At 48.7% G+C, this 24188-nt stretch carries 29 protein-coding genes; 13 read left to right on the forward strand and 16 right to left on the reverse strand.

The features are described 5' to 3' along the window. Nucleotides 1-24: 24 nt before the first annotated feature. Complete coding sequence (locus KNO99_RS00875) at nucleotides 25-1578, reverse strand: PTS transporter subunit EIIC (RefSeq protein ID WP_214744465.1); 1554 nt, start codon at nucleotides 1576-1578, stop codon at nucleotides 25-27. 71 nt (nucleotides 1579-1649) lie between these two features. Then, nucleotides 1650-3002, reverse strand: a complete 1353-nt coding sequence (locus tag KNO99_RS00880; RefSeq protein WP_214744467.1) for a 6-phospho-alpha-glucosidase — start codon at nucleotides 3000-3002, stop codon at nucleotides 1650-1652. A gap of 143 nt (nucleotides 3003-3145) precedes the next feature. Between KNO99_RS00880 and KNO99_RS00885 the strand changes: the two genes are divergently transcribed. Next, nucleotides 3146-3883: a GntR family transcriptional regulator gene (locus tag KNO99_RS00885; RefSeq protein ID WP_214744468.1), complete on the forward strand. Its 738-nt coding sequence runs from the start codon at nucleotides 3146-3148 to the stop codon at nucleotides 3881-3883. A 10-nt stretch (nucleotides 3884-3893) separates the two neighbouring features. Here KNO99_RS00885 and KNO99_RS00890 read toward each other — a convergent pair whose 3' ends face one another. After that, complete coding sequence (locus KNO99_RS00890; protein WP_214744471.1) at nucleotides 3894-4310, reverse strand: Lrp/AsnC family transcriptional regulator; 417 nt, start codon at nucleotides 4308-4310, stop codon at nucleotides 3894-3896. Nucleotides 4311-4428: 118 nt separating this feature from the next. On the opposite strand from KNO99_RS00890, the gene KNO99_RS00895 reads away from it, so the two are divergent. After that, nucleotides 4429-5190 carry an MBL fold metallo-hydrolase gene (locus KNO99_RS00895; protein WP_214744473.1) on the forward strand — a complete coding sequence of 254 codons (762 nt, stop codon included), beginning with the start codon at nucleotides 4429-4431 and terminating at the stop codon, nucleotides 5188-5190. A gap of 37 nt (nucleotides 5191-5227) precedes the next feature. Here the strand turns inward: KNO99_RS00895 and KNO99_RS00900 are convergent, their stop codons facing one another. From KNO99_RS00900 to KNO99_RS00910, 3 genes are all read right to left on the reverse strand, one after another. After that, nucleotides 5228-5710, reverse strand: coding sequence for a DMT family transporter (locus KNO99_RS00900; protein ID WP_214744475.1), 483 nt, complete (start codon nucleotides 5708-5710; stop codon nucleotides 5228-5230). A 16-nt stretch (nucleotides 5711-5726) separates the two neighbouring features. Then, complete coding sequence (locus KNO99_RS00905; protein WP_214744477.1) at nucleotides 5727-6155, reverse strand: DMT family transporter; 429 nt, start codon at nucleotides 6153-6155, stop codon at nucleotides 5727-5729. 76 nt (nucleotides 6156-6231) lie between these two features. After that, the gene (locus KNO99_RS00910) at nucleotides 6232-6549 is read right to left on the reverse strand and encodes an ArsR/SmtB family transcription factor (protein ID WP_214744479.1); all 318 of its coding nucleotides are present in this window, start codon (nucleotides 6547-6549) and stop codon (nucleotides 6232-6234) included. 338 nt (nucleotides 6550-6887) lie between these two features. Here KNO99_RS00910 and KNO99_RS00915 point away from each other — a divergent pair, with 338 nt between their 5' ends. After that, a complete protein-coding gene (locus KNO99_RS00915; protein WP_214744481.1) occupies nucleotides 6888-7832 on the forward strand; it encodes a M23 family metallopeptidase in 945 nt (314 codons plus the stop codon). A 32-nt stretch (nucleotides 7833-7864) separates the two neighbouring features. Here the strand turns inward: KNO99_RS00915 and KNO99_RS00920 are convergent, their stop codons facing one another. From KNO99_RS00920 to KNO99_RS00945, 6 genes are all read right to left on the reverse strand, one after another. After that, on the reverse strand, nucleotides 7865-8263 hold the full coding sequence (locus KNO99_RS00920; RefSeq protein ID WP_026825163.1) for a cytidine deaminase: 399 nt from the start codon (nucleotides 8261-8263) through the stop codon (nucleotides 7865-7867). A 177-nt stretch (nucleotides 8264-8440) separates the two neighbouring features. Beyond that, entirely contained in the window at nucleotides 8441-9277 is an 837-nt protein-coding gene (locus tag KNO99_RS00925) for an ABC transporter ATP-binding protein (protein ID WP_214694398.1), read from the reverse strand. Further along, nucleotides 9278-10306, reverse strand: a complete 1029-nt coding sequence (locus KNO99_RS00930; RefSeq protein ID WP_371743018.1) for a FecCD family ABC transporter permease — start codon at nucleotides 10304-10306, stop codon at nucleotides 9278-9280. Further along, nucleotides 10306-11307 carry a FecCD family ABC transporter permease gene (locus tag KNO99_RS00935; RefSeq protein WP_371743019.1) on the reverse strand — a complete coding sequence of 334 codons (1002 nt, stop codon included), beginning with the start codon at nucleotides 11305-11307 and terminating at the stop codon, nucleotides 10306-10308. The genes KNO99_RS00930 and KNO99_RS00935 overlap by 1 nt, the downstream gene beginning before the upstream one ends. A 20-nt stretch (nucleotides 11308-11327) precedes the next feature. Then, a complete protein-coding gene (locus tag KNO99_RS00940; protein ID WP_371743020.1) occupies nucleotides 11328-12371 on the reverse strand; it encodes an iron-siderophore ABC transporter substrate-binding protein in 1044 nt (347 codons plus the stop codon). A gap of 144 nt (nucleotides 12372-12515) precedes the next feature. Then, nucleotides 12516-13109: an FMN-binding negative transcriptional regulator gene (locus KNO99_RS00945; protein ID WP_214744486.1), complete on the reverse strand. Its 594-nt coding sequence runs from the start codon at nucleotides 13107-13109 to the stop codon at nucleotides 12516-12518. 70 nt (nucleotides 13110-13179) lie between these two features. Between KNO99_RS00945 and KNO99_RS00950 the strand changes: the two genes are divergently transcribed. The 5 genes from KNO99_RS00950 to KNO99_RS00970 all read left to right on the forward strand — a co-directional run bounded on the left by KNO99_RS00950 (nucleotide 13180) and on the right by KNO99_RS00970 (nucleotide 17071). After that, nucleotides 13180-13845: a haloacid dehalogenase type II gene (locus KNO99_RS00950; RefSeq protein ID WP_214744488.1), complete on the forward strand. Its 666-nt coding sequence runs from the start codon at nucleotides 13180-13182 to the stop codon at nucleotides 13843-13845. 58 nt (nucleotides 13846-13903) lie between these two features. After that, on the forward strand, nucleotides 13904-14260 hold the full coding sequence (locus tag KNO99_RS00955; RefSeq protein WP_214744490.1) for a DUF2200 domain-containing protein: 357 nt from the start codon (nucleotides 13904-13906) through the stop codon (nucleotides 14258-14260). Continuing rightward, nucleotides 14257-14688, forward strand: coding sequence for a DUF1801 domain-containing protein (locus KNO99_RS00960; RefSeq protein WP_214744492.1), 432 nt, complete (start codon nucleotides 14257-14259; stop codon nucleotides 14686-14688). Before KNO99_RS00955 ends, KNO99_RS00960 begins: the two co-directional genes overlap by 4 nt. A gap of 79 nt (nucleotides 14689-14767) precedes the next feature. After that, nucleotides 14768-15409: a TVP38/TMEM64 family protein gene (locus tag KNO99_RS00965; RefSeq protein ID WP_214744494.1), complete on the forward strand. Its 642-nt coding sequence runs from the start codon at nucleotides 14768-14770 to the stop codon at nucleotides 15407-15409. A 129-nt stretch (nucleotides 15410-15538) separates the two neighbouring features. Further along, nucleotides 15539-17071, forward strand: a complete 1533-nt coding sequence (locus tag KNO99_RS00970) for a methyl-accepting chemotaxis protein (protein ID WP_214744496.1) — start codon at nucleotides 15539-15541, stop codon at nucleotides 17069-17071. 38 nt (nucleotides 17072-17109) lie between these two features. Here KNO99_RS00970 and KNO99_RS00975 read toward each other — a convergent pair whose 3' ends face one another. Continuing rightward, entirely contained in the window at nucleotides 17110-17967 is an 858-nt protein-coding gene (locus KNO99_RS00975; protein WP_214744498.1) for an SDR family oxidoreductase, read from the reverse strand. A 159-nt stretch (nucleotides 17968-18126) separates the two neighbouring features. Here KNO99_RS00975 and KNO99_RS00980 point away from each other — a divergent pair, with 159 nt between their 5' ends. Beyond that, a complete protein-coding gene (locus KNO99_RS00980) occupies nucleotides 18127-19044 on the forward strand; it encodes a TerC family protein (protein ID WP_214744500.1) in 918 nt (305 codons plus the stop codon). 87 nt (nucleotides 19045-19131) lie between these two features. Continuing rightward, nucleotides 19132-19293, forward strand: a complete 162-nt coding sequence (locus tag KNO99_RS00985) for a hypothetical protein (RefSeq protein ID WP_214744502.1) — start codon at nucleotides 19132-19134, stop codon at nucleotides 19291-19293. A gap of 46 nt (nucleotides 19294-19339) precedes the next feature. Here KNO99_RS00985 and KNO99_RS00990 read toward each other — a convergent pair whose 3' ends face one another. Further along, the gene (locus KNO99_RS00990; RefSeq protein ID WP_214744504.1) at nucleotides 19340-20062 is read right to left on the reverse strand and encodes a M23 family metallopeptidase; all 723 of its coding nucleotides are present in this window, start codon (nucleotides 20060-20062) and stop codon (nucleotides 19340-19342) included. 195 nt (nucleotides 20063-20257) lie between these two features. Then, complete coding sequence (locus KNO99_RS00995; RefSeq protein WP_214744506.1) at nucleotides 20258-20734, reverse strand: DUF305 domain-containing protein; 477 nt, start codon at nucleotides 20732-20734, stop codon at nucleotides 20258-20260. A gap of 189 nt (nucleotides 20735-20923) precedes the next feature. On the opposite strand from KNO99_RS00995, the gene KNO99_RS01000 reads away from it, so the two are divergent. The 3 genes from KNO99_RS01000 (at nucleotide 20924) to KNO99_RS01010 (ending at nucleotide 23473) form a co-directional block, all read left to right on the forward strand. Continuing rightward, the gene (locus KNO99_RS01000; RefSeq protein ID WP_214744508.1) at nucleotides 20924-22066 is read left to right on the forward strand and encodes a sensor histidine kinase; all 1143 of its coding nucleotides are present in this window, start codon (nucleotides 20924-20926) and stop codon (nucleotides 22064-22066) included. 87 nt (nucleotides 22067-22153) lie between these two features. After that, nucleotides 22154-22297, forward strand: a complete 144-nt coding sequence (locus tag KNO99_RS01005) for a hypothetical protein (protein WP_026825140.1) — start codon at nucleotides 22154-22156, stop codon at nucleotides 22295-22297. Nucleotides 22298-22387: 90 nt separating this feature from the next. Continuing rightward, nucleotides 22388-23473, forward strand: coding sequence for a GGDEF domain-containing protein (locus KNO99_RS01010; protein ID WP_214744510.1), 1086 nt, complete (start codon nucleotides 22388-22390; stop codon nucleotides 23471-23473). 40 nt (nucleotides 23474-23513) lie between these two features. Here the strand turns inward: KNO99_RS01010 and KNO99_RS01015 are convergent, their stop codons facing one another. Further along, nucleotides 23514-24188, reverse strand: coding sequence for a glycerophosphodiester phosphodiesterase (locus KNO99_RS01015; RefSeq protein WP_214744512.1), 675 nt, complete (start codon nucleotides 24186-24188; stop codon nucleotides 23514-23516).

A 24188-nucleotide genomic window follows, 5' to 3' on the forward strand; every position in this document is an offset into this window, starting at 1 on the left:
CAACCCATGCGGTTGAGCCCGATTTCAATTCGCTTCATCCATTTCCTTATGAATGCGTAGCAATTCATTTTTGTATAGATCAGAGCGACCTCCAAAAATCGCTTGAATGTTATTTTTCACTTTTACGACCCCAGCTGCTCCGAGTGCTTTTAGTTCATCCTCATTGATTTGAGAAACATCACTTACTTCAACACGAAGGCGTGTGAAGCATGCATCGATATCACGGATGTTCTCTCGTCCCCCAAGTGCCTCTTCAATCGCAAGTGCTGTCGCTTGAATCGCTGATTGACCTGACTTTTTATCATTGTAGTCTTTACGTGTAAACAGTTTCGCTTCTTGTCCGCCACGCCCTGGTGTTGCCAAATTCCACTTCTTGATGGCGAAAGTAAAGATACTATAGTAAACGATGAAGAAACCAATGCCGACGACGATATTCATCCACCAGCGTGGTGTACCTGGTAAAACGTTCACTAAAATATAGTCAATCAATCCTGATCCTCCAGCCCAACCGATATGTGTATCGAGCGCATACATGAGCGCGAAAGAAATTCCCGTCAATACACTATGGATGACATACAGGACAGGTGCCACGAATAAGAAAGTGAATTCAATCGGTTCTGTGATTCCTGTTAGAAAAGCTGTACCGGCCGCTGCAATCAATAAGCCTCGAACGACAGGACGTTTGTCCGGATCAGCCTGACGATACATCGCGAGCGCTGCCCCGAGTAAACCGAACATAATGATTGGGAACTTACCAGACATGAAGCGTCCCGCCGTCACTTCGACACCTTCTGCGATTTGAGCGAGGAAAATATACTGCTCACCGTTCACGACCGCATCACCGACCGTTGCTGTTCCACCGAGAGATGTCCACAGGAACGGGGCATACCAAATATGGTGTAATCCTGTCGGAATCAATAACCGCTCCAACATCCCATATAACCCTACGTATGCAGGGTTGGTCGCATCACTCGCGATGACGTTTGCCATTGAAGTGAGTGCCGATTGGATTGGCGGCCAGATGAGCATCATGACAAATCCAAGTAAGATTGAGAAGAAAACCATCACAATCCCGACAGAACGATCACCTGCAAAGAATCCCAACACTTCTGGCGGATTGAACGTATGGAACTTTTTATAAACCCATACTGCGAGCAACCCGACCGCAATTCCTCCGAGTACACCGGTTTCAAGAGAAGGAATACCGAGTAACATGCCATATTCCCCACTCTCGGCAGCCATTTCTGCCGTGATGCCGAGGGAGATTGAGATTGTCGTATTCATAATGACATATCCGACGAGTGCTGCGAGTGCGGCAATCCCTGATCCCCCTGACAAACCAACTGCGACCCCGATTGCAAAAATGATTGGTAAGTTCGCAAAAATACTAAGACCAATTTGTAACATCCCAGCACTGATCGCTTCTACTGTTCCGTTCTGTAAAAACGTCCAGCTATCGGCTAATGGTCCCGTGAGTGCCGCACCTAGTCCTAGCAAAATTCCGGCAGCCGGTAATAAAGCGACCGGTACCATGAGCGCCTTCCCAAACTTTTGAAAAACTCCAAACCATTGACTCATTCGATTCACTCCTCATCTTGTAAGCGTTATCAATCTGAACAATGAGAAAGGGGATTGCCTCCCCTCTCTAGTTACCGTATTGCTACTGTCTCGCCCGATTTTAATTCCGGCCAGTACGTTCTGTTTTCCTCAATCAAATCATCTAAGATTCGACGAGCTATTGGTGCATCGACGACTGTACGATTTAGTGTCAACGCCTGAAGTGCCTTCTCATAACTGTTTTCGAAGTATGCGTCGACGACAAGTTGCTCGTAAGCAAGCTGTCCTTCAATCATTCCTTTGTAAAAACGAGGAATCTTTCCGACTGCAAATGGTTTCGGTCCACGATTGGTAAGCATCGCAGGCACTTCAACCATCGCATCATCTGGCAAGTTCGAAATGATACCATCATTTTTCACCATGACGATGAAAATATCACCGTTATTATAGGCTAGCGAAGCAGCGACCCGAATCATATAGCAGCCGTGAATATCGACCTCAAGGTGAACATTTTCGAGCGAGTCATCTTGAATAATCTGATCGCACATCGAGAAGACACGCTCTTGACGTCCGTTGATTACTTGCCGAGCCCGTGTGTTTGTGACATCTTCTTTTTCTGCCATGTCAGATGGATATAAATAATATTGAAGGTACGTGTTCGGTAAGTACTCTGGGAAATCCGTCAGCATCTTCTCTACTTGTTTGAACGTCTTGATCCAAGACGGGTCATTCGCAATCTCCGAATCTTCCGGGATGAATCCGTCTTCTAAAATGGCGCGTTTGATATCTGCAGTCAATTCATTGCCTTCTTTATCAAAAATGCCTGTAAACCAACCAAAGTGATTGAGTCCGAAATATTCCGGGACGAGATCCCAAATCTCTTTACCGAGAATCTTCGCATAGCTCACCATGATTGCTGCCGGCATGTCGCAAATATTTAATATTTTTTGATCGTCCGGGTAAGCACGTTTGAGCGCCTCGGCGACAATCGCAGCAGGGTTCGTATAGTTTAAGATCCAGCCATCCGGTGAGCCGGCGCGAATGTCAGAGACGAGTTCAATCATATCTCCGATTGAGCGCATCCCGTATGACATTCCGCCCGGTCCACACGTTTCTTGTCCCACCACGCCATGTCGAAGCGGAATCTGCTCATCTTTTTCGCGCATTTCCAAACCACCTGTCCGAATTTGGACGAAGAAGAAATCCTTATCCTTGAAGGCATATTCTTTGTCCGTCGTGTATTCGAACGACTCGAGTTCTGGATAATGCTCACGCAAGATGACTTCACTCGCTTTCGCGACACGTTCTTGACGTAATTCATCTGTATCGTAAAACGTGATGGAACGAAGTGGGAAGTGTGCTTTTTCCTCAATCAAACTCATGATCATGCCGATTGTGTACGTACTACCTCCACCGACGACTACGAGACGCTGTGGTTTTTTCATGTGTGCGTTCCCCTTTCAATACATATCTAATTGATTACAATACAAATCTAATACATATTATTCGAGCCGTCAACACCTTTTTGAAAACGTTTTATTTTTGTATACTATGAGTAATGAACGCATACAATCAGGAGGTTATCTATATGAAAGCCAAATCTCCGCTATACCAGCGGATCGCTCAGGAGATGCGCACGTTTATCGAGACCGGCGATTGGGCGCCCGGTGAAGCAATTCCGACAGAAGCACAACTCGTCGAGGAATTTAAAGCGAGTCGAGTCACCGTTCGACAAGCCGTCAAACTACTTCAAGAAGAAGGATTGCTTTGGAAACGACAAGGGAGCGGCACGTATGTACAATCCGAAAAGATTGAACATAATATGTACGAATTAAAAAGCTTTACTGAAGACATGAAACGGGAAGGAAAGGACGTCACGAGTAAAGTACTTACTTTCACCGTTCAACCTCCGACTGAAAAAATAAGGGAAATACTCGAGCTCGATGAAGATGCTCTTGTCTACTACATTCGTCGTTTACGCTTTGCGAACGGAGAACCACTCATTGTCGAAGATACGTATCTTCCACTCCAACTATTTCCGGATTTAACGTATGAGGTAATGACACGGTCGAAGTACGATTACATTGAAAATGTCAAAAACCTGAAGATTGCAGACAGTGTTCAGGAATTTATCCCGGTCTTGCCGACGAAAGAAATTGCTGAAATGCTCGAGGTGAGCGATCGAACACCGATACTCAAAGTCGAACTCTATTCGTTTCTCATGGATGGCAGTCGCTTTGAGTTCACCGAAACGTATTTCAAGAGTGAAGAGTATCGCTTTATCATCCGTGCCGGTCGAAGACATGAAACAACAAACACCCAGTGAATCCAACGATTCACTGGGTGTTTTGATGAATGACGAGCGACAGTTTGTAGTTCACGTATTTGCTGAGTCCATCTAAAAATGCATTCAGTTCTTGATTCGTCGGGAAGCGACATTCGAGTAGATAGCAGCCATCCCCGCTCACCTTGTAGTTATGTCTCACGAATTGCCGATGCTCTTTAAGAAAGAGCAGGTACGGATCATGAAATGTACTCGTCGTGTAGATTGTAATCATCGCATGAATCGGTAGACCAATTCGTTCTTCGTTGATTCGAATCGTATATCCTTCGATGATTCCTAGGTCTTCTAACTTTTTAACGCGTGTGGCTGTCGCTTGCCCCGTCAAGTGAATGAGTTCGCCTAATTCCTTCATCGTCATCCGACTGTTTTGTTGCAAGGCTTCAATAATACGTCGATCTGTTGCGTCCATGCGGCAACTCCTTTCATCATTCAAGTCAATTGATAAAAAGACTTGAATGAAGTGATGTCTTCCAAAACGGGTACGTTCTACACTACATATATACTACATGGAAAAAGGAGAATCACCTATGAACATTCAATTGATCCGAAATGCGACACTCCGCCTTGAATACGCTGGAAAGACGTTTCTCATCGATCCGTTCCTTGCGAAGAAAGGCACATATCCACCTTTCCCAAATTCGGCACGTCAAGATGAGAACAACCCACTCGTTGAATTGCCGATTTCGATTGAAAATCTTCTACACGGAATTGATGCCGTCATCTTGACCCATCTTCATCTTGACCACTATGACGAAGTCGCAAAAGAGGTACTTGCAAAAGAGCTTCCGATCTTCGTTCAAAATGAAGCAGACCAAACTACAATCCAACAGGATGGATTCACAGATGTTCGCGTGTTGACTGAATCGACTGAATTCGAAGGTATTCATCTCGTTAAAACGGTCGGGGAACATGGTCGAGGCGACATCTTATCGTTGACTGGTCAAGTGTGTGGTGTCGTCTTTACACATGAAACCGAAAAAACATTATACGTCGCAGGAGATACAGTTTGGTATGAAGGTGTCGCTGAAACCATTCAATCACATCGTCCAGAAGTGATCGTCGTCAATGCGGGAGACAATCAATTCCTAGAAGGTGGGTCACTCGTCATGAATGAAGTGGATGTGCTTCATGTCGCAGAAGCTGCCCCGGACGCCAGCATCATCGCCGTTCATATGGAAGCAGTGAACCACTGGAACTTATCACGCGCTGACTTACGAGCTTATGCAGAAGAGCATCAATTTGCCGATCGACTATTTGTTCCTGAAGACGGTGAATCAATCAATCTATAACAAAAATCACCTGAAACGCGTGTTTCAGGTGATTTTCTTATGAGGCGATCGATTTGGAAGTAGATTCTTCTTTCGCTTGTTTTACGTTCCCTACATACAATAATCGCAATGCGACAACCATTAGAATCAACGCAATCAACCGCTTCGTGTCGAATGGAATCACAGCACCTTCGAACCATCCAAAATGATCAATCACCATTCCCATTGAAAGTTGACCGATGATGGCTGCTAAATTCGCTGCAATGACACCGATTTTTGGAACTGCTAGAATCGTTAAAAATAGATAACCGACTCCGAGCCAGACGGCACTCAATTGCCAAATCGGAGCGTCTAAAATGCTTAAAATCTTCCCGCTTCCAAAGAACAAAACGAGTAAAAACAACATCATGGCTCCCGTAATGAATGTTAAGAATGCACTTTCTAATGTACCTGCTTTACGGCTGAACGCGCCGTTCACAGAAGATTGAGCGCTCAGTAGCGCACCTCCAAGAACGGTGACGAGTAATAATAAAATAGACATGTTTGCAACCTCCCGATCAATAAATTAAGAATAACGATACGATCATCAGTGCGACCGCAATGATTTTCTCTTTTCGAACTGTCACTTTCGGACTTCCGAGCCAACCGTTGTGTTCGATCACCATACTCATGATCAATTGACCGACGACGACACTGCTCATTGCCATACCGACGCCAATCAACGGGATTCCGACGACAAGAATCGTGAGATAAATCAATCCGAGCAGTCCTCCTGTCAACTGCCACTTCGGCGCTTCTTTCGTATACGACAACTTGCCTTTACCGAAGAATAATAACGCCACACCTAAAATAATCGTACCGACGGCAAAGTTATATAAACTACTTTCGAGTTTTCCGATTGTCTCTCCTAAACTCGCATACATCGCTCCTTCAAGACTGAGCGCCACACCCGCTAAAAAAGCGAGGACATAAAAGATTGATTTCATACTACCTTCCTCCATTTCCATACGCTGCTTATATCTATATTTCGAGAAAAATCGAAATTAAAAGCGTGGAAAAGAGTCAAAGCTCTTCTCCGATATACCGAGACAGTTCTTGGAGCACTTCTTCATTTCTTCGATAGTACGTCCACTGCCCGTGTCGCTCTGACTCTAACAATCCAACGTTTTGCATCATTTTTAAATAATGTGAGACCGTCGATGGGGATAATGTAGTCTTTTCTTGGATATCCCCAACGCATACGCCTCCTTTCTCGCTCATATTTTTCGTAAGATGCGCTGTCGGTTTGTCGAAGTGACGCATCGGTTCTTTCAGCCAATGCAACATTTCGAGCCTCGTTTCATTTCCCAACACTTTAAATAGTTCCACAGCATTTTTCATACGCTCATGTTATTCGATAATTCTCGAAATGTCAAAAAAAGACTCTCATCTTTGATTGATGTAAGTCTTTTTATACATTTCAAATCTATTCTTCCATGATTCGTATAAGCTATGATGTGAAGTAGTTCTTATACTTTTATTGTAGTTTCCCCCATTTCCTTGTTTGCATTTAATCGACGTTCTGCATTCCTAGGGCTACCTAACAAATGAATCGTATACGTTCTCACAACTACCCATTCATGCTCACTATATATCAAAACATTTGCCTATTTTACGACGAATCATTTATAAATTTTTGTCCGTATATAAAATCAACACTCAACAAAGGCGGTATGTGTATGCATCACGAGAACAAAAAGTTCATTCACTTATTCAAAGACGGACAGTTCGATGACATTTATCATCAAATGACCGATTCGTGCAAATCTCATTATTCCATGGACACGTTTCATCACGAAGCGTCTTCGTTTCTTCATGGAATCCATCGCTATCGTCTGCTCAATGAGATGGTGTTGAATGGGAATCGGTATGTATTATGGTCGGATTTCCGAAAAGAAAAGTTATTGTCCGTTCAATTTAATCGCGTGAATCAGATCGAATCCATTCAGATGACGGTCACATCCTCTTCAAAAGAGACCAATCCTTTCACGAAAAACAAATACCACCTTCCATTCAAAGAGCAGTGGTTTGTTGTCTCCGAAGGGACGAACGTCGGGATGTATCTTCATGAACCGATTCGAAAGAAACGTGATGGCTATGACTTTTTGAAAACAAAAGATCAGCAACCTTACAATCGCAGAAAAGTTGGGATGAATGGCTCGTATGCGTTTGGAGAACAAGTCCTGTCCCCACTCGATGGTACAGTTTATCAGGTCGTCGATGGGCTACCAGATGAACCAAATCCTGATCATCCACTCGGAAATCACGTCATCATTCAACATAAACATGATGAATACACGCTTCTCGCTCACTTAGAGAGCGGTTCGATTGCCGTCAAAGTTGGAGACCAAGTGAAAACCAAAAAGTTGATTGCCCGCTGCGGACGCTCTGGAAACACAGTAGAGCCACGCTTGCATATGCGTGTCATGAATCACCCGGACGTGGACAACGCGACCGCTCTCCCAATTCGATGGAAAGGACGAAAGCGACCAGTGCGTGGAAAAGTAGTCACTTTCCGCGAAGAGGACAGTTGGTCAAATGGACTCGCTGGCCTCGATTTCTTAGAATTGATTTTTTATATTATTCAGGCCATTCCGCGATTATTCTTTCACTTTTTCAGATGAGAAAACCCCTCAGAAATCTGAGGGGTCTGCGATTACATATCCAAATCGGTGAACGCGAGCGGGACGAGCTCCCCAAGCGTCACTTCTTTCACATCGGCATTGCCGTTTGTGAGGAGTACTTTGAAGTCAGGATCGCCGAACTCGACCATGACCTGGCGGCAGATGCTGCAAGGTGGCAAGAAGTCTTCCGTGTCCCCAGACACGGCAACCGCTTCGAAGTCACCTTTTTTGTATCCTTGTGCGATCGCTGTGAAGATCGCTGTGCGCTCTGCACAGTTCGTTGCTCCGAACGAGACGTTCTCGACGTTGACGCCGTCGATGACCGTGCCGTCCTTCATGAGAAGTGCCGCACCGACGCGGAACTTCGAATATGGTGAATACGCATTGTCCTTTAATTGGCGTGCGCGCTCGACTAATTGTTGTTGGTTCATCTTAAGTCATTCCTCTCAAAAATCGAATGAACTGATGCCAGTTCCCATGCCTCTCATTTTTGGGCAGGATTTATAGCATACACCCGCCCTATGGAGAAGTCAACGACTTTTTTAGAACGCTTTCATAAGGGAACAAAAAAGAAGGAACTCCCGCTCCTTCTCCCTTCTGATTCACCTTTATACTAATTCAAGTTGAGCGACAGGAGATTCTTCCGTTTCTGTCTGCACGTGATGGCGACCGATCGGAATGACGGACGGTGAGCCGGATACCGGGTCACACATGACCGAACAACGAAGGTTGAAGACCCGATGGATCAAATCACACGTGATGACGTCAGACGGCTTTCCTTCCGCAATCAACTTCCCTTTATCGAGTGCGAAGATGTAGTCCGCATAACGTGCCGACAAGTTGATATCATGAAGCACCATGACAATCGTCGTCCCGTACTTTCGGTTCAAGTCTGTCAACAAGTCGAGAATCTCGACTTGATACGTGATATCGAGATACGTCGTCGGTTCATCTAAAAAGAGGACGTCCGTCTGTTGAGCCAGTGCCATCGCAATCCAGACACGTTGGCGCTGTCCACCTGACAACTCATCGATTGGACGGTCCGCGAACTCGGTGATATTCATCATCTCCATCGCCTCAGCGACGGCCTCGTAATCAGCTTTCGTCCATCCCTTCAAGAACGATTGATGGGGATAACGACCGCGACCGACGAGATCGGCGACCGTGATCCCTTCCGGTACGACCGGGGACTGTGGCAACATCCCGAGGACACGTGCTAGCTTTTTCGGTGCCATTTTCGAGATCGGCTTGTCATAAAGCGTCACTTGACCGGCACTCGGCTTGATGAGGCGTGCCATCGTCTTCAGTAGCGTCGACTTCCCGCAACCGTTCGCACCGATGATGATGCTGATTTGATTGCTCGGAATTTCAAGACTGATATCGTTCAAAATCATCTTGTCCTCGTATCCTGAGGTGAGATGTTCCACTTTCATAATAGATGCCATTTAGAAGTCCCCTTTCTGGTTCATCCGAATCAACAAGTATAAGAGATAAGGCGCGCCGATGATGCCGGTGATGACACCGACCGGATAGCGTGCCGTGAAGGCGAATTGTCCGACGAGGTCGGACGCGAGCACTAAGATGATGCCGACAAGTGCTGCCGGAAGAATCCCGGCGTGGCTCGTTCCGACGAGGCGCTTCGCAATCGGTCCCGCCAAAAAGGCGATGAAGGCGATCGGTCCCGTCGTCGCTGTCGCGAGCGCAAGCATGAACACCGCCGCAACGATGAGAAGCAATCGGGTTTGGTTCGTGTTGATGCCTAACCCTGTCGCCGCCATTTCACCGAGCTCGAGCATCTCGAGCTGACGGGTGAGTAACAGTACGATCGGTAAACAGATGAGTACCGTGATGATTAAAGGCGGCAACTCTTCTAGCTTCGCCCCATTCAAGCTTCCTGTCAACCATCGCATCGCCATCGCAACATCATTTTGCCGGCTGATGAGCAGTAAGTAATTGATGACCGCTGTGAGCATCGCCTGAATTCCAATCCCGACCAAGACGAGGCGACCGATCGAGAAAGATGCCCCTTTGGACAAGAAATAGATGACGAGCACGGTCACGAGTCCCCCGATAATCGACGCAATCGAGATGACCGCTTCACTCGTCTGGAGAACGACGATACAGAAGACGGCAGCCGCACTCGAACCGGTCGTGATGCCGATGACGTTCGGGTTGGCGAGCGGGTTACGAAGCATCGTCTGGAAAATCGTTCCCGCGGCACCAAACGCCGCCCCGGCAAAGACTCCGGCGAGCATACGTGGTAGACGCAATACCTCTACGGCGAATGTCGCCCCTTGCACGTCTTCTCCGAGCAAGACGCGGATGACGTCCTGAACGGGATAAATCGTATTGCCTAGCATGAGCATCAAGCCGCTCAACATCACTGCTACAAAGGCTAAGAGAGTCGTCATCCCGACATAGCGACGACGGCGCTTCATGCGTCCTTGTCTGATTTGTTCAATCGCTGGTTGCATCATAATCCTCGTACTTTCACTTTCATCGTCAATAGAATCAAGATCGGCGCCCCGATGAACGCCGTCACAATCCCGACCTCAAGCTCTCCCGGACTTCCGAGCAAACGTCCGATGACGTCCGAGAAGGTCAGAATGATGGCACCGGCGAGGGCAGACATCGGCATGAGATAACGCTGGTCCGGACCGAGCACGAGCCGAATCAAGTGCGGGGCGAGTAACCCGATGAAGCCGATCGGTCCGGCAAGCGCCGTCGCCGCCCCACACAGGATGACGCCTGCGAACGAGGCGGTCAGCTTCAACGTACCCGTCCGAACGCCAAGACTTTTAGCCATCTCTTCACCGAGCGCGAGCGCGTTCAAGGAAGGTGCGGTCACAACCGCAATCACAAGACCGATCAATAAGAACGGTAAAAACGTATAGATGGAATCGATATTCCCCGCACCGACGCTCCCGACTTGCCAGAAGCGGAACTGGTCCATGACGTTTGACCGCGGGATCATGAGCGCCATGACGAGCGAGGATAAGGCTGCACTTGTCGCAGCTCCCGCCAAGACGAGTTTGAGCGGGGTCGCTCCACCTCGACCGAGCGAGCCGATACCAAAGACAAAGATGGCCGTCAACAACGCCCCGACGAGCGCGAACCAGATGAACGCACTTGCTGTCGAGATATTGAAAAACGCGATTCCGATGACGACGGCAAGCGCCGCTCCCGTGTTGACCCCGAGAATACTCGGGTCGGCGATTGGGTTACGCGTCACCGACTGCATGAGTGCCCCCGCCACGCCGAGCGCTGCCCCGCACATGAAACTGAAGATTGTCCGGACGACCCGTTCCCGGACGATGTCCGCTTCATACGACTGAACAGCCGGGCGGAATAAACCGTCCAGCAGTTCATTCCACCCGACTGTCCGTGAGCCGAAGGCAAGGGATGCCAGAATACATAGCACCGTCAGTACGAGCGTCCCAATTAAGAGAAGCGGAAAGTACTTCGGGGTATGCATCTGTTTCACCTGTTGTTGCATCATTTTACTTTCGCGAGCGCATCCGATACGCGTGAGACGTACTCATCGATCGTATATTCAATCGAGAGCGGTGTCGGTGTGCCTGCCGCCGCGAGTGGCGTGTTATCTTCAATCAAGACGACCGATCCACGTTCGATGGCCGGTACTTTTCCGTAGAGCGGGTCTGCTTGGAGCGCCTTCAACGTGTCTTCATTTCCGTATGTGACGAAGATGTCGACGTCGTTCAAGATATCAGCGTTCTCTTTGCTGAGCTCGAGATAGAAGCTGTCTGATTTTCCTGCTTCGTCTAGGATGTTTTGTGGATACTCCATCCCGAGTTCTTCGATGAAGGCACCACGTGGGTCACCCGTCGTATAGATATAGAATTTTGAAAGATCTTCCGCGCTCATCGAGACGAATGCGGCTTTCTTTCCAGCAATCTCAGGAACGGCTGTCGCTTTATCTGTGATTAACTGCTCCGTGTCTTTGATCAACTGTTCGCCTTCTTCACCGAGTCCCATCGCGAGTGAGTCATAGCGAACCATGTCTTGCCATGACGTGACCCAAGGTGTTTCCTGGTACGCCACGACCGGCGCGATTTGGCTGAGCGTATCATAGTCTTCTTGCGTGATCCCTGAGTAGGCCGCCAAGATGACGTCTGGATTTGAATCCGCGATTGCTTCAAAGTCTAATCCGTCTGTATCTTGATAGATGTTCGGCTTCTCTTCCCCGAGTGTTTTCAATTTCTCTGACGTCCATGGAAGCATACCGCTGTCGTCTTGGACACCGTAGTTCGCAGCCGAGAATCCGACCGGTACGACGTCGAGCGCAAGTGCGACGTCATAGTTCCCCCATGAGATCGTCGCGACACGTTCCGGTTTCTCTTCGATGACCGTCTCCCCGAATGCGTGCTCGATTGTGATCGGGTAACCTTCTGCAGATTCCTCCGTCCCTTCATTCGTGGAAGCGTTCTCCGCTTCTTCCGAACCACAACCGGCCAGGATGAGTGCAAATGCTGATACAAAGATGAACATATGTAACCATTTCTTCAATGTGTGGTTCACGTGATTTTCTCCTTTTCGAACTTCTCTGTATTTTATCGATATTGATAATCATTATCATTTATGAGTATAGACCTGCTCCTAAGTCATGTCAACCGTTATTCGGCTCAGAAAAATGAAAAAACCTGTCGTTTTAGGACAGGTTGCTTAGGACTTTCGATGCCGTCTCATGACGTCTGCAATCGGTTCATTTTGTTTTTCAAGCTCTGATACGATTCGCTCGTGGTCTGTATCATTTCGGTTTTGACTTAACTTGAACGTCGCCTGAATGTCAGTGATGTCAATCCGAAACCCGACGACGCCGTTCATTTGCCGCTTCACTGGTTCCGATAACGTTTCCCAACGTACCGCATGCTCACGCTCCCCTTCGTGCTCATGAAGCATACTAGCAAGTTCCTCCACTAATTCGTCCTCGTTGAGAATCGTCGCACGTCCATATACGTGCACGGCCTGATAGTTCCACGTCGAGACGTCCTCGTGGCCATACCATGACGCCGAGACGTAGGCATCTGGTCCTTGAAAGATGACGAGAACGGTTTGATCTTCAATCGTACGCCACTGCGGATTCGCTTTCGAAATGTGGGTCGTCAGTCGACTGTTCGCCTCATCGAATCGTAACGGGACGTGCGTCGCAATCGGTTTGTCCCCGTCATGCGTCACGATCGTACCAAACGGATGGGCATGCAAAAAAGCAAAGATGTCAGCTTCGTCTTTCACGGAATATCGGTTTTGAATATACATGTCGAACCCCCTTTCCCCTATTATATTCTGAACAAGACGGGTATAACGACACAGAAGGAGGAATGTTTGTATGAAACCAGCGATTAAAGCCATCGTCTTTGACGTATACGGCACACTATTCGACGTCCATTCGGTGAAGGACGCCTGCGAAAAAGAATTTCCGGAGAAAGGGGCATCTATTAGCCAAGTATGGCGGACGAAACAACTCGAGTATTTCTTTTGGCGCCACATGATGGGACGCTACGAAGATTTCGAGTCGGTGACCCGGGACGCACTCCGTTACGCACTTGCTGTCCACGACGCAACATCCACAGACGACATCGAACAACGTCTCATTGAATCGTATGCGCACCTGACCCCGTATGAGGAGGTCGAATCGGTCCTAAAAGAGCTGCATGACGTGAAGACCGTCATTCTCTCGAACGGGACGGACGAGATGCTTGAGGCACTGCTTCACAACGCCAGTCTTAGCGATTATTTCGATGAAGTTGTCAGCGTTGACGGCATCAAACAACCGAAACCGTCTCCTGCCGCCTACATGCACTGGTTCAAGACATCCGGTCTTCGTCGTGACGAGGTGCTCTTCTTATCGTCGAACGGATGGGACATCGCCGGGGCGAAAAACTTCGGCTTCCACGCGGCATGGATCAATCGGAACGACTTACCGTTCGAAGAATTTGATGTAGCGCCAGATGCGATTTATGACGATTTGAACGGAATCTTGGAATGGGTGTAACCTGCTTCGGTCGAAATGTGAGAAGATAGAGAAAATAGGACCGAAACGAGGGAGACAGATGGCACATCGTATCTACACGACGAGCTTTGCGAGCGTTTATCCGCTCTACGTCGCCAAAGCCGAACGAAAAGGACGGACGAAAGAAGAGGTCGACACGATCATTGAATGGTTGACGGGTTATGATGAAACTGGACTCGAACGTCAAATTGAGGATCAAGTCGATTTCGACACATTCTTCGCTTCAGCACCGCGCCTGAATGAAGACCGCGCTCTCATCAAAGGCGTCGTCTGTGGGATCCGTGTCGAGAACGTCGAAGAGCCGCTCATGCGCGAGATTCGCTACTTGGATAAACTTATCGATGAGTTGGCGAAGGGGAAGAAAATGGAGAAAATTCTACGAGGAGGCGAATTATGATGGACGTGACGACACTCGTGGACGAAGCACGGCTCGATTCCTTCCTTCATCTGATCGAGGTCATCGATGAGCATCTACCAGAAGGCTTTGAAAAGACGACGGACGGACAGGGTGTCCATTACGTCGTTCCACTCGAGCGATATCCGTCTGGTTATCATGTCACTCCGGGTACACCGCTTCCCTTTATCAGCGTGATCGCGCAAAAGCGTCACGTCGGGCTTTACCATATGGGCATCTACTCCGACCCTGAATTGCTCGCGTGGTTCGAACAGGAGTATGCGAATCGGGTCCCGACGAAGCTCGATATGGGGAAAAGCTGTATTCGCTTTAATAACGTGAAACGAATTCCGTTTGATTTGGTCGGAGAACTCGTCGAGAAGATGACAGTCGAGGAATGGATTCAGCGCTATGAAGGAAACCGAGGCTAACGCTTCGGTTTTTTCGCACATTCATTTCTCTTTCGTGAGCCGTGCATACGGTATGCTTAGAAAAAAGGAGGGGCGCCTCATGCCACGCTGGCTAAAAATCACTTTGTTCTTACTCGTGTTCGGCACGTTGTTCTATATCACCCATTTCCACTATGAGTTGCGTCCGTCTGACATTCGGGACATCGTCTTGTCATTTGGCTTTTGGGGGCCATTATTCTTTATATTCCTTTACGCCATCGGTCCGGTCGCATTTTTACCGACGTCCGTGCTTTCACTTGGAGCCGGTCTCGCGTTTGGCGTCTGGCCAGGGGTCCTCTATATCATCATCGGGGCGACCGCCGCTGCGACGACCGGTTACGTCATGGGACGCTTCTTCGGTCGCTCGGTCGTTAACGTCGATCGCTATCCATGGTCGGAAAAGCTATTCACCCAGATGGAGCGTCGCGGTTTCTTATATGTGTTCGTCTTACGACTCATCCCGCTCGTCAGTTTTGACTTGCTCAGTTACGCCGGAGGGATCTCGCGCGTCCGTTTCCGTGCGTTCGTCCCGGCGACCGTGCTCGGCATGATTCCAGGGACGTTTGCCTACAGCTTCCTCGGGGCGAGCCTCGCGTCAGGTAGCGTCACGACGATTTTCATCGCCGCACTCGTCTTCGTCGGATTGATTGTCATCACATATATCTTCCGTGAACCCGTCAAGAAATGGCTTGGGTTAAATTGAGGAATTATGAAAGGGAGCTTTACGCTCTTTTTTTGTGCGCTCAATATGCAATTTCAATAAACTTCTGGGACATCCGTCCGATATGTATAGAGCCACAACAAATGAACACGAGAATGTGAGGAAAGAAACATGGGTTTGATGAAAAGAAATCAGTTGATGTTGTTGACGACGTTATTGATTGTGATGACGTCGGTTGTCGTCCATTTGCTTCACCGTTTTACGGAATTTGCCTATACGTATACGATTTTACGAAATGGCGCGGATGGTTATGTGTACTCAAGTGTGACATGGGTGCTCTTCGCACTCCCACTCGTCTTCCTCGGAATGATGCTCGTCAGCCTGAAGCGAGAAAGCAAGATGTTCTCATATTGGATGATGCTGACGCTCACCTTTTCGAGCATCTCGACGATCGCCGGCGGACAAGGGCTTGTTGAGTATCACTTCTCCATCTTTGTCGTCTTGGCCATCCTGTCGTTCATGCGTCGCATCGACTTGATTTTGTATAGTGCCGCCATCTTTACGGTACAGCATTTAGCAGGGTATTTTTTATTTCCTGCGCTCATTTGCGGAACGAGTGATTATCCGTTCAGCTTGTTGCTCGTCCACGCCGTGTACTTGATTCTGCTCAGTGCCGTACTCGTCGCTCAGATCCATTTCCGAAACAAGGAGACGGAACGTGTCGAGGCGCACGAACAGGAGACGCGACAGTTATTGCGACAAGCCATTCATGACGTCAGCTCCCTCGTTCAGTCCTTGAATAGTCACGCGGAAGAACTTGAATCGGCTGCGAACCAGTCGCTCGAATCCGGGGAACAAATCGCTATCACGGTCGACCCGATCGTCGCGCACGCTTCGTCTCAACAAGCTTCGATGGTACAAGGTGCGGACGAGATTCAATCCATCCGTTCGCTGACGGCACTCATCCAAGAACGGATGGCGCAGACGGCAGCGGCTTCGTCCCGTATCGCCAAAGACGCTCTCTCCGGGAATACGGATATGCGTCTCATGGAAGAAAAAGTGCATGAAATCATCACGGAGTCCGAGCAACTTGAGCAAATCGTCGCGACGATGACGAATCGCTCCTCTGAAATTCAAGGCATCTTGCAACAAGTCGGCTCGATCAGTGAACAGACGAATATGCTCGCCTTGAACGCATCGATTGAAGCGGCCCGTGCTGGAGAAGCTGGTCGTGGATTCGCGGTCGTCGCCTCTGAAGTCGGGAAGCTTGCCGTCCAGTCTCGAGAATACGCATCAGAAATGACGCGCGTCCTCGGTGGATTGATGGAAGATACGACGGTCGTCTCGAAGTCGGCTCACCTCTTCAAACAAGCGACTGAAAACTGTCAAACGGTCACAAACGACGTGACGGCTGTCTTCGGTCGTCTCACGGAAGACGTATCGGAAATCGACGCACAAATCGCCTCGATCCAAGAGACGAGACAACTCGTGACGACACAGATGGAGACACTCGAGACACGCCTCGAATCGACGAAACATGCCTCAAGTGAACTGCAACAACAGATTTACCACGTGGCTGCCGCAACGGAAGAACAGGTAGCTGTCCAAAAAGAACTCAGTTCCATGTCGGACCGCCTCGCCGTCACGGCGAACGCACTTGAAGATGTGACGACTCAACTCGAAAATCACGCATCTCGCGCCTAACACAAATGCCCCCGACCGGTTGGTCGGGGGCATATTGTTTATCGGTCGAGCAATTGACGAATTCCTTCTTGTAATGGTGTGACCGGACGTCCGAGAACCGGTTCAAAGTCGCTCTCGTGAATCTCGAGCGTTCCTTGACGGATGCTTCGCTGGATGCCGGCGAGAAGTGCAACCACGTCATCAGGCATCCCTGCCCCGCGCATCGTCTCTTCATATGCCTCAAGGTTCAGCTCTTGCATCATGACGTCACGTCCTAATACCTCACTGAGTGCATCGACTAAATCTTTTTGCGTATGGAGCGGTCCTGACAATTCATACACCGCACTTTCTTGCTGTTCTTTCAACAGGACGTTCGCGGCTGCTTCCGCATAGTCTTGTTGAAGCGCCCAGCCGACCTTCCCGTCCCGAGCCGCCGTGATCCACGGTGCCCCGTCAACGACTGCCTGCATACTTGGCAATTCATTCTCTAAGTACCAGTTGTTCCGCAAGAACGCATACGGAATCCCCGATTCCACGATTGCTTCCTCCGTGACGACGTGTGGAGGTGCCATCAAGTTCTCACTGTCTGTCGCATCGGCGAGACTCGTGTAGGCGATGAATGAGACGCCAGCCCGTTTTGCCGCCTCGACCGCGTTCGTATGTTGCCGAATCCGCGTGTCGTTGTCGCCATCTGCCGAGATGATCAACAGACGCTCGACACCTTTAAAAGCTTCATCGAGTGTGTCCGGTTGATCAAAATCTCCATGACGTACATCAACCCCACGCTCTGTCAGCGACGCTGCCTTCTCAGGATTTCGCACGCTGACAGCCAGGTCACTCGCATCGATGGATTTGAGTAACTCCTCAACAATTTTTGACCCTAATTTACCGGTTGCTCCAGTGACTAAATACTTCATACGGTCATCCCCTTTCTCATGCTTCAGACCATATTCCCCTTCTGTTCTTGCAATTAACGTCACGGCACATACCGATAAAAATAACAGTTGACTTTAAGTTCATATGAACTTAAATTAATGGTATAGAAGTTCACATGAACTTAAAAGTAGGAATTGTTGTTGACCCTACTCATCGGGTTTTTACTCATCGTCATCTTCATGCTCGCGCTTGACCTCGGGGTGTTCCACCGTAAGGCACACGAAGTCTCGCTCCGCGAGGCATGGACATGGACGTTTGTCTGGATCGGGATTGCCATCTTATTCGGGGGCTGGTTGTTCTACACGCAAGGTAGTACGGCGGCAACGGAATATGCGAGCGTGTACTTCATCGAGAAGGCACTCGCCATCGATAACGTCTTCGTCTTCTCCCTTGTCTTCGCTTATTTCGCCATCCCGCTCAAGTATCAGCACAAAGTGTTGTTCTGGGGGATTCTCGGAGCCATTTTCTTCCGCGCTGTCTTCATTGTCGCTGGGGTATCGCTGTTAGAAAACTTCGGTTGGGTCTACTACGTGTTCGGGGCATTCTTGATCTACACAGGTTGGATGATGTACAAGAATATCGGGAAAGACGAGTCACTTGAAGAGAACAAGACGATTCGTTGGCTCGAGCGACGCCTTCCGATCACGCAAGACATTTCATCTGGGAAGTTCACGAAACGGATCAACGGAAAGTTGTTCTTCACACCGCTCTTCATCGCGCTCATCTTCATCGAATTGTCGGATATCGTCTTCGCCGTCGATTCGGTCGCCGCGAGCTTTGCGTATTCGCGTGACCCGTATATCATCTTCTATGCGAACATCATGGCGATTCTCGGACTCCGTAGTCTCTACTTCGTCCTCGCCAACTTGATCGACCGCTTCTATTACTTGAAACACGGCCTCAGTTTCATGCTCGTCTTTATCGGGGCGAAAATGATTTTAGGCGATGTGTACAAGATGCCGATTTGGATGTCACTCGGGACAATTGTTCTCGTCATCTTGATCAGCGTCCTCTATAGTTTCTACAAAACGAAACCTCGTTCGTCCAAACACGTATAATGAATCAATCGGTCCATTTCGTCGGTGTTCTTTCTTTGAAAATCGAGTAATCAATGAGGTGCACAACTATAGAAAAGGGGATTCACTATGTTTGATCGGATTGGCCTCATGAGTATCGGTCTCGTCTTCGGGATCATCCTCATGCTACTCTTTAATTCCTTATTCGGATTGATGTTCGGTATCGTCATTGGCGCATGCCTGATCATCGCCAACCAAATCGGACGAAACAAACGAACAACGATCCACTAACCAAAAAGCACGCGCCCCCATTGATTGAGGAGCGCGTGCTGTTGCGTTAAAACATCGTATACGGATTGATACTGTTGGCAGGAGCTGAACTGCTATACACGTAGCTGTTCCGATGTACTTCAAAATGGAGATGGTTTCCGAACGAGTTGCCGGTATTCCCGACGGCTCCGATTGTTGCACCTTTTGCGACCGTCTGTCCTTTGACGACATTGAGGCGGTCGAGGTGCGCGTACACCGTGATATATGTTTGTCCGTTCAACTGATGGGTCATCATGATGTGGTTCCCGTATGCCCCGTAATTGCGGGAGACGATGACTTGCCCAGAAGCGGCTGCAACGACCGGTGTCCCTCTCGGTGCCGCCAAGTCGATGCCGTTATGGAACGTGTAACCGTATTGCCCGCTCGCCGGACCATACTTTTGCGTCAACGTCCCTTTTGTCGGGATGACCATCTTCGCCGTCGACGTCGACGTCGTTGAGAGTGTCGTCACACTGTACTTCTTCACATATGTACTCGATACGTAACGGGCTGTGCCGTTGAAGTTGATTTTCGTCCATCCCCCGCTCACGCCGAGATATTTGAACGTTTGTCCTAACTTGGCACTGCCGACGATCGCATATGTCGTGCCTGGACCCGGACGGACGTTTAAACTGTTGGTCGTGACTTTGACATAATACGTGGTCGCAGCTTCAGCAGGCGTACCGGCTGGGGTGAAGATTCCGATGGTGAGCAATACGGCACAGAGGAGGGAAAGCATCTTTCGTTTCATGGTATGGTAAATCCTTTCAATTATGTATTTAAATTTTTATTTTTTATATTATCTTGTTGAAAAAATTTTACCACCAAAACAAACCGACAAATATGTCATTTATATTTCAAATAAAGGAAAACAAATTCTAACTTACTTCCCTCATTTTTCCTAAAGGCAAAAAAACATACACAGCCAATCGGCTGTGTATGTCTGTTACTCTTGATTCTCTTCTGCGTTCTCTTCCTCATCCTCTAAATCTTTAATCAATTGCTTCATCTCTTCGATTTCACGGCGCTGTGCCTTGATGATCTCTTCCGACAGTTCTTTGACGCGCGGGTCTTCGATTTCAGCGCGCTCACTCGTCAAGATCGCGATCGAGTGGTGCGGGATCATCGCTTTCATCCAACTGACGTCATCGACCGTCGTCTGACTACGTACGAGCCAGAGCGAGGCACTGAAGACAAGGGCGCTGACCCCGAGGATGATAAAGTTGAGGGTTTTATTCTTATACATCCCCCACATAAAGAGAAGCATGACGAATGCCATGACCGATCCCATGATGAGTGCCATATACAATCTTGTTTGACTAAAGAAGATATGGTTGATTTGAAAGACGTTCAAATACATGAGCCAATACATAATAAATGTAGAGGTCGCAATCATGATTCCAAATTTACCGTACGATTTCATCTCGTTCACCCTTTCTAGTTATGTGTATAGAAGTTGTTTCCTACTTATCATTTGATGAAACATCTCTATAATAAGGTATCCCGATTTTAGACCATTTCTGTTAGGACTATTGGCTGTATAGGGATTCCTGCTCGAATGTCGTATACTTGTTGTGAATGAATGTACAAATGTTCGCGAGGAGGTAAGTGGATGCACCGATTTCGAAGGGTAAGGCAAAAACAATCCGCTCGTCAAAAACAGAAGCGCCATACGTTCTCCATCGCTTCGATTGTAGAAGAAGTACAGGATGCGATGTGTTATATCGATTTTTCGAAACACCGTCTCTATACAAATGATCTCCTTCATCACTGGTGCCCTTCGATGACGACCCAATCGTTCGCCTCGATGGGAGCATTGACTCGATTTCTCTATACGACGTTCGAAGAACATGGTGCCGACATGGCGCAAGTCACCTATTTGATTCAAGAATTGCTGGAGTGCGAGACAGAGAAATGGCCAAGCATGACGTCACGACGTATTCAATTCGATGACCGGACGCTACACTTGATCTTCAATTTTACCCGAACACCGCGGGGCGTCTTCATCATGTGGCGTGATCAGACGGAAGCCGTTCGCTTTGAAGAACGAAAAGATGCATTTCTCGCCGAGTTGTCTCATGACTTCCGTACCCCTTTGACCGCAATTCATGGCTATACCGAATTGTTGATGGCGCGTCATGAAGGTTCCGAGAAGTCTTATCACATGTTGGAACAAGTGAAACAAGAGTCGGAGCGGCTGGAGCGACTCGTCGATAATTTTTTAGATTATCAAAAGGAGAGTTACTCGGCCGAACAATTGACCGTGTCCACGTTCGCACTTCGCCCATTGTTAGAGGACGTCATGTCGAGTTATCAATCGACCTCACCGCTTCATACGGTGACGTTTGAGACGAATGACGTATGGATTCAAGCAGATGCAGAAAAGTTACGGCAATTGCTCCATAACTTGATCGGCAATGCCATCAAATATTCTCCCGACGGTGGTACGGTCCATACACAAGTCGAGGAATGTGACGGTACGGTCATCCTGTCTGTATCCGATACCGGTATCGGAATCCCAGAAGATGCGCTTCCGTATGTATTTGATGAGTACTATCGCGTCGACTCGATCGCCCATCAATCGATTAAAGGCACGGGACTTGGTCTACGGATCTGCAAACGAATCGCTGAAGCCCACGGTTGGGGCATTCATGCGGATTCCGTTTACGGAGAGGGGACGACCTTCACCATTGAGCTTCATACCCGGCACACATGTCCCTTGCCACGAGCATCCTTATCCATCACGTCCGACTGATTCGCTCAATCGGACGTTTTTCATTTCATGATGTAAAGCGATTCAATTTCGGGAATAGAGAAGTGACGAAGAGAGGAGGAACTCAAGATGAAACAGCGTGGATACTTATCCATCCCGGTAGCCGTCGTGTTCGCCGTCGTTTTTGGTCTCACCCTCGATAACTGGTGGCTCGGGATTGGCATTGGCATCGCTATGTTCTTTGCGTTTCGGGGAACGAAGAAAAAAGCGTGAAGACGAAGTGAATTTTTGCACATCTCTGATTGACATTATTTTGAAGACTGCTACGGTTAATGTATAGTCTACCGAAAAGGTCGTGAAGGAATGACGCTCACCGTCTTGTTACTGAACGCCTGTGTTGCGTTCACCGGATTTTACATCATCTCGAAGATTTATCACTCTTCACTATTCAATTCGCAACGTCTTCGCAGTTTCGTGATTGGATTATTGGGCGGGGCGCTTGGTCTCTTTTTAATGTACAACGCCGTCGAGGCCAACGATACGGTGCGTGTGGATTTACGTCATCTACCGCTCGTCTTACTCGCGTTTTACGGCGCTCGGATGCCATTGTTTATTGCGACACTCGTCATTGCGAGCACGCGCTTCTTATTCGGGATGACGGAACAAGCGTTCATCGCCTTTATCGCGACGTTCGTCGTCAGTGTCGGGATGCTCTGGATTCATCGTCTCCTTCGCGAACGACTTTTCATGCAAAGTATCTTCTTAAACGTATGGGCGCTATTCGTCATCTCGATTGCCGTCTACATCAATATGGGATGGAATACAGCATACGTGTCCCTCGTCTTGACCATTTGGATGGTCGGCATGCTCGTCGGTCTGCTGTCGAGTATACTCTCGATTGACTTAGAGAAGACGACTCGACGTGCGCTTGAATATAAACGCTCTGCTGAACGAGATCACCTGACAGGTTTGTTCAATCGTCGCGTCTGGGATCGTTACACCGCCTCACTCGGTGAGGACGACCGCACGTACAACATCCTCGCGCTTGATATCGATCATTTTAAACACGTGAACGATACATACGGTCACGGAAACGGCGACCTCGTCTTGCAACAGTTCGCTGATATTCTAAAAATGGAGACACGCGCACACGACACCGTCGCTCGGATCGGCGGCGAAGAGTTTGTCATCTTGATGTACGATTTGACGCCAGAGAAAGTCGATAAAGTGGCCAACCGGATTCGGGAACGCGTTGCCACTGAGACATTCTACTTGAATGATTTCCCACCGATTCAAATCACGACGTCTGTCGGAGTCGCCCACGGTACCGCCCTTCCGATCAAGCGGATGGTCGACCTCGCAGATTCGGCGCTCTACCAAGCGAAAAGTGATGGACGCAACCAAGTCGTCGTCTCGACGGTTGCATCACCAGAACCGATCATGACATGAACGAACCCCGCTCCTTCGTAGGAAGCGGGGTTTTGTCTGCTTATTTCGCGAACCGTTCAACTTCATCCGTCATGATGGCTGCTACCGGCATCAGCGGCAGGTCTTTCACGTCGTTGATTGTGTAGACACGTGTCTCGAGCGGCGTCCGTCGCATCTCTTCCCACGATGGGGAACCGATAAACTCGGCCTGTGCGTGAATCGCCTCGGCTCGAATCGTTTCAGCGAACGAGACGGTATCTGCTTCTCCTGTGAGCGTCAAGACGGCAAGGCGTGCGTGCGGTGCCACATCCCGCATTCGGACGAGCGTCTCCCGATTGAACGAAGAGAAGACGACGCGACCCGTCATGTGAAACTCATCGACTGCGAGCCAGGCGAGTCGTTCGATGCCCGGATATGCGTATTGGTCCGTCTTCAATTCGACGTTCAGCGTGACGTCACTCCGTTCGATCAATCCGAGCACTTCTTCTAACGTCGGGATGCGTTCGTACCCGTCAATCTTCAATTGACGTAGCTCCTGAAGTGTCATGTCTTTCACCCACCCGGTCCCATCTGTCGTCCGGTCGACCGTCTCGTCATGGATGACGACAAGCCGGCCGTCTTTTGACAGTTGCACATCGAGCTCGATCCCGTCCACATATGGGAGGGCCGCCTCGAACGCCGACAACGTATTTTCCGGGTAATTGGCGCTATACCCACGATGTGCGTAAATCAACAT

The sequence above is a fragment of the Exiguobacterium sp. s189 genome, from assembly GCF_018617615.1.
GTDB lineage: Bacteria > Bacillota > Bacilli > Exiguobacteriales > Exiguobacteriaceae > Exiguobacterium > Exiguobacterium aestuarii_A.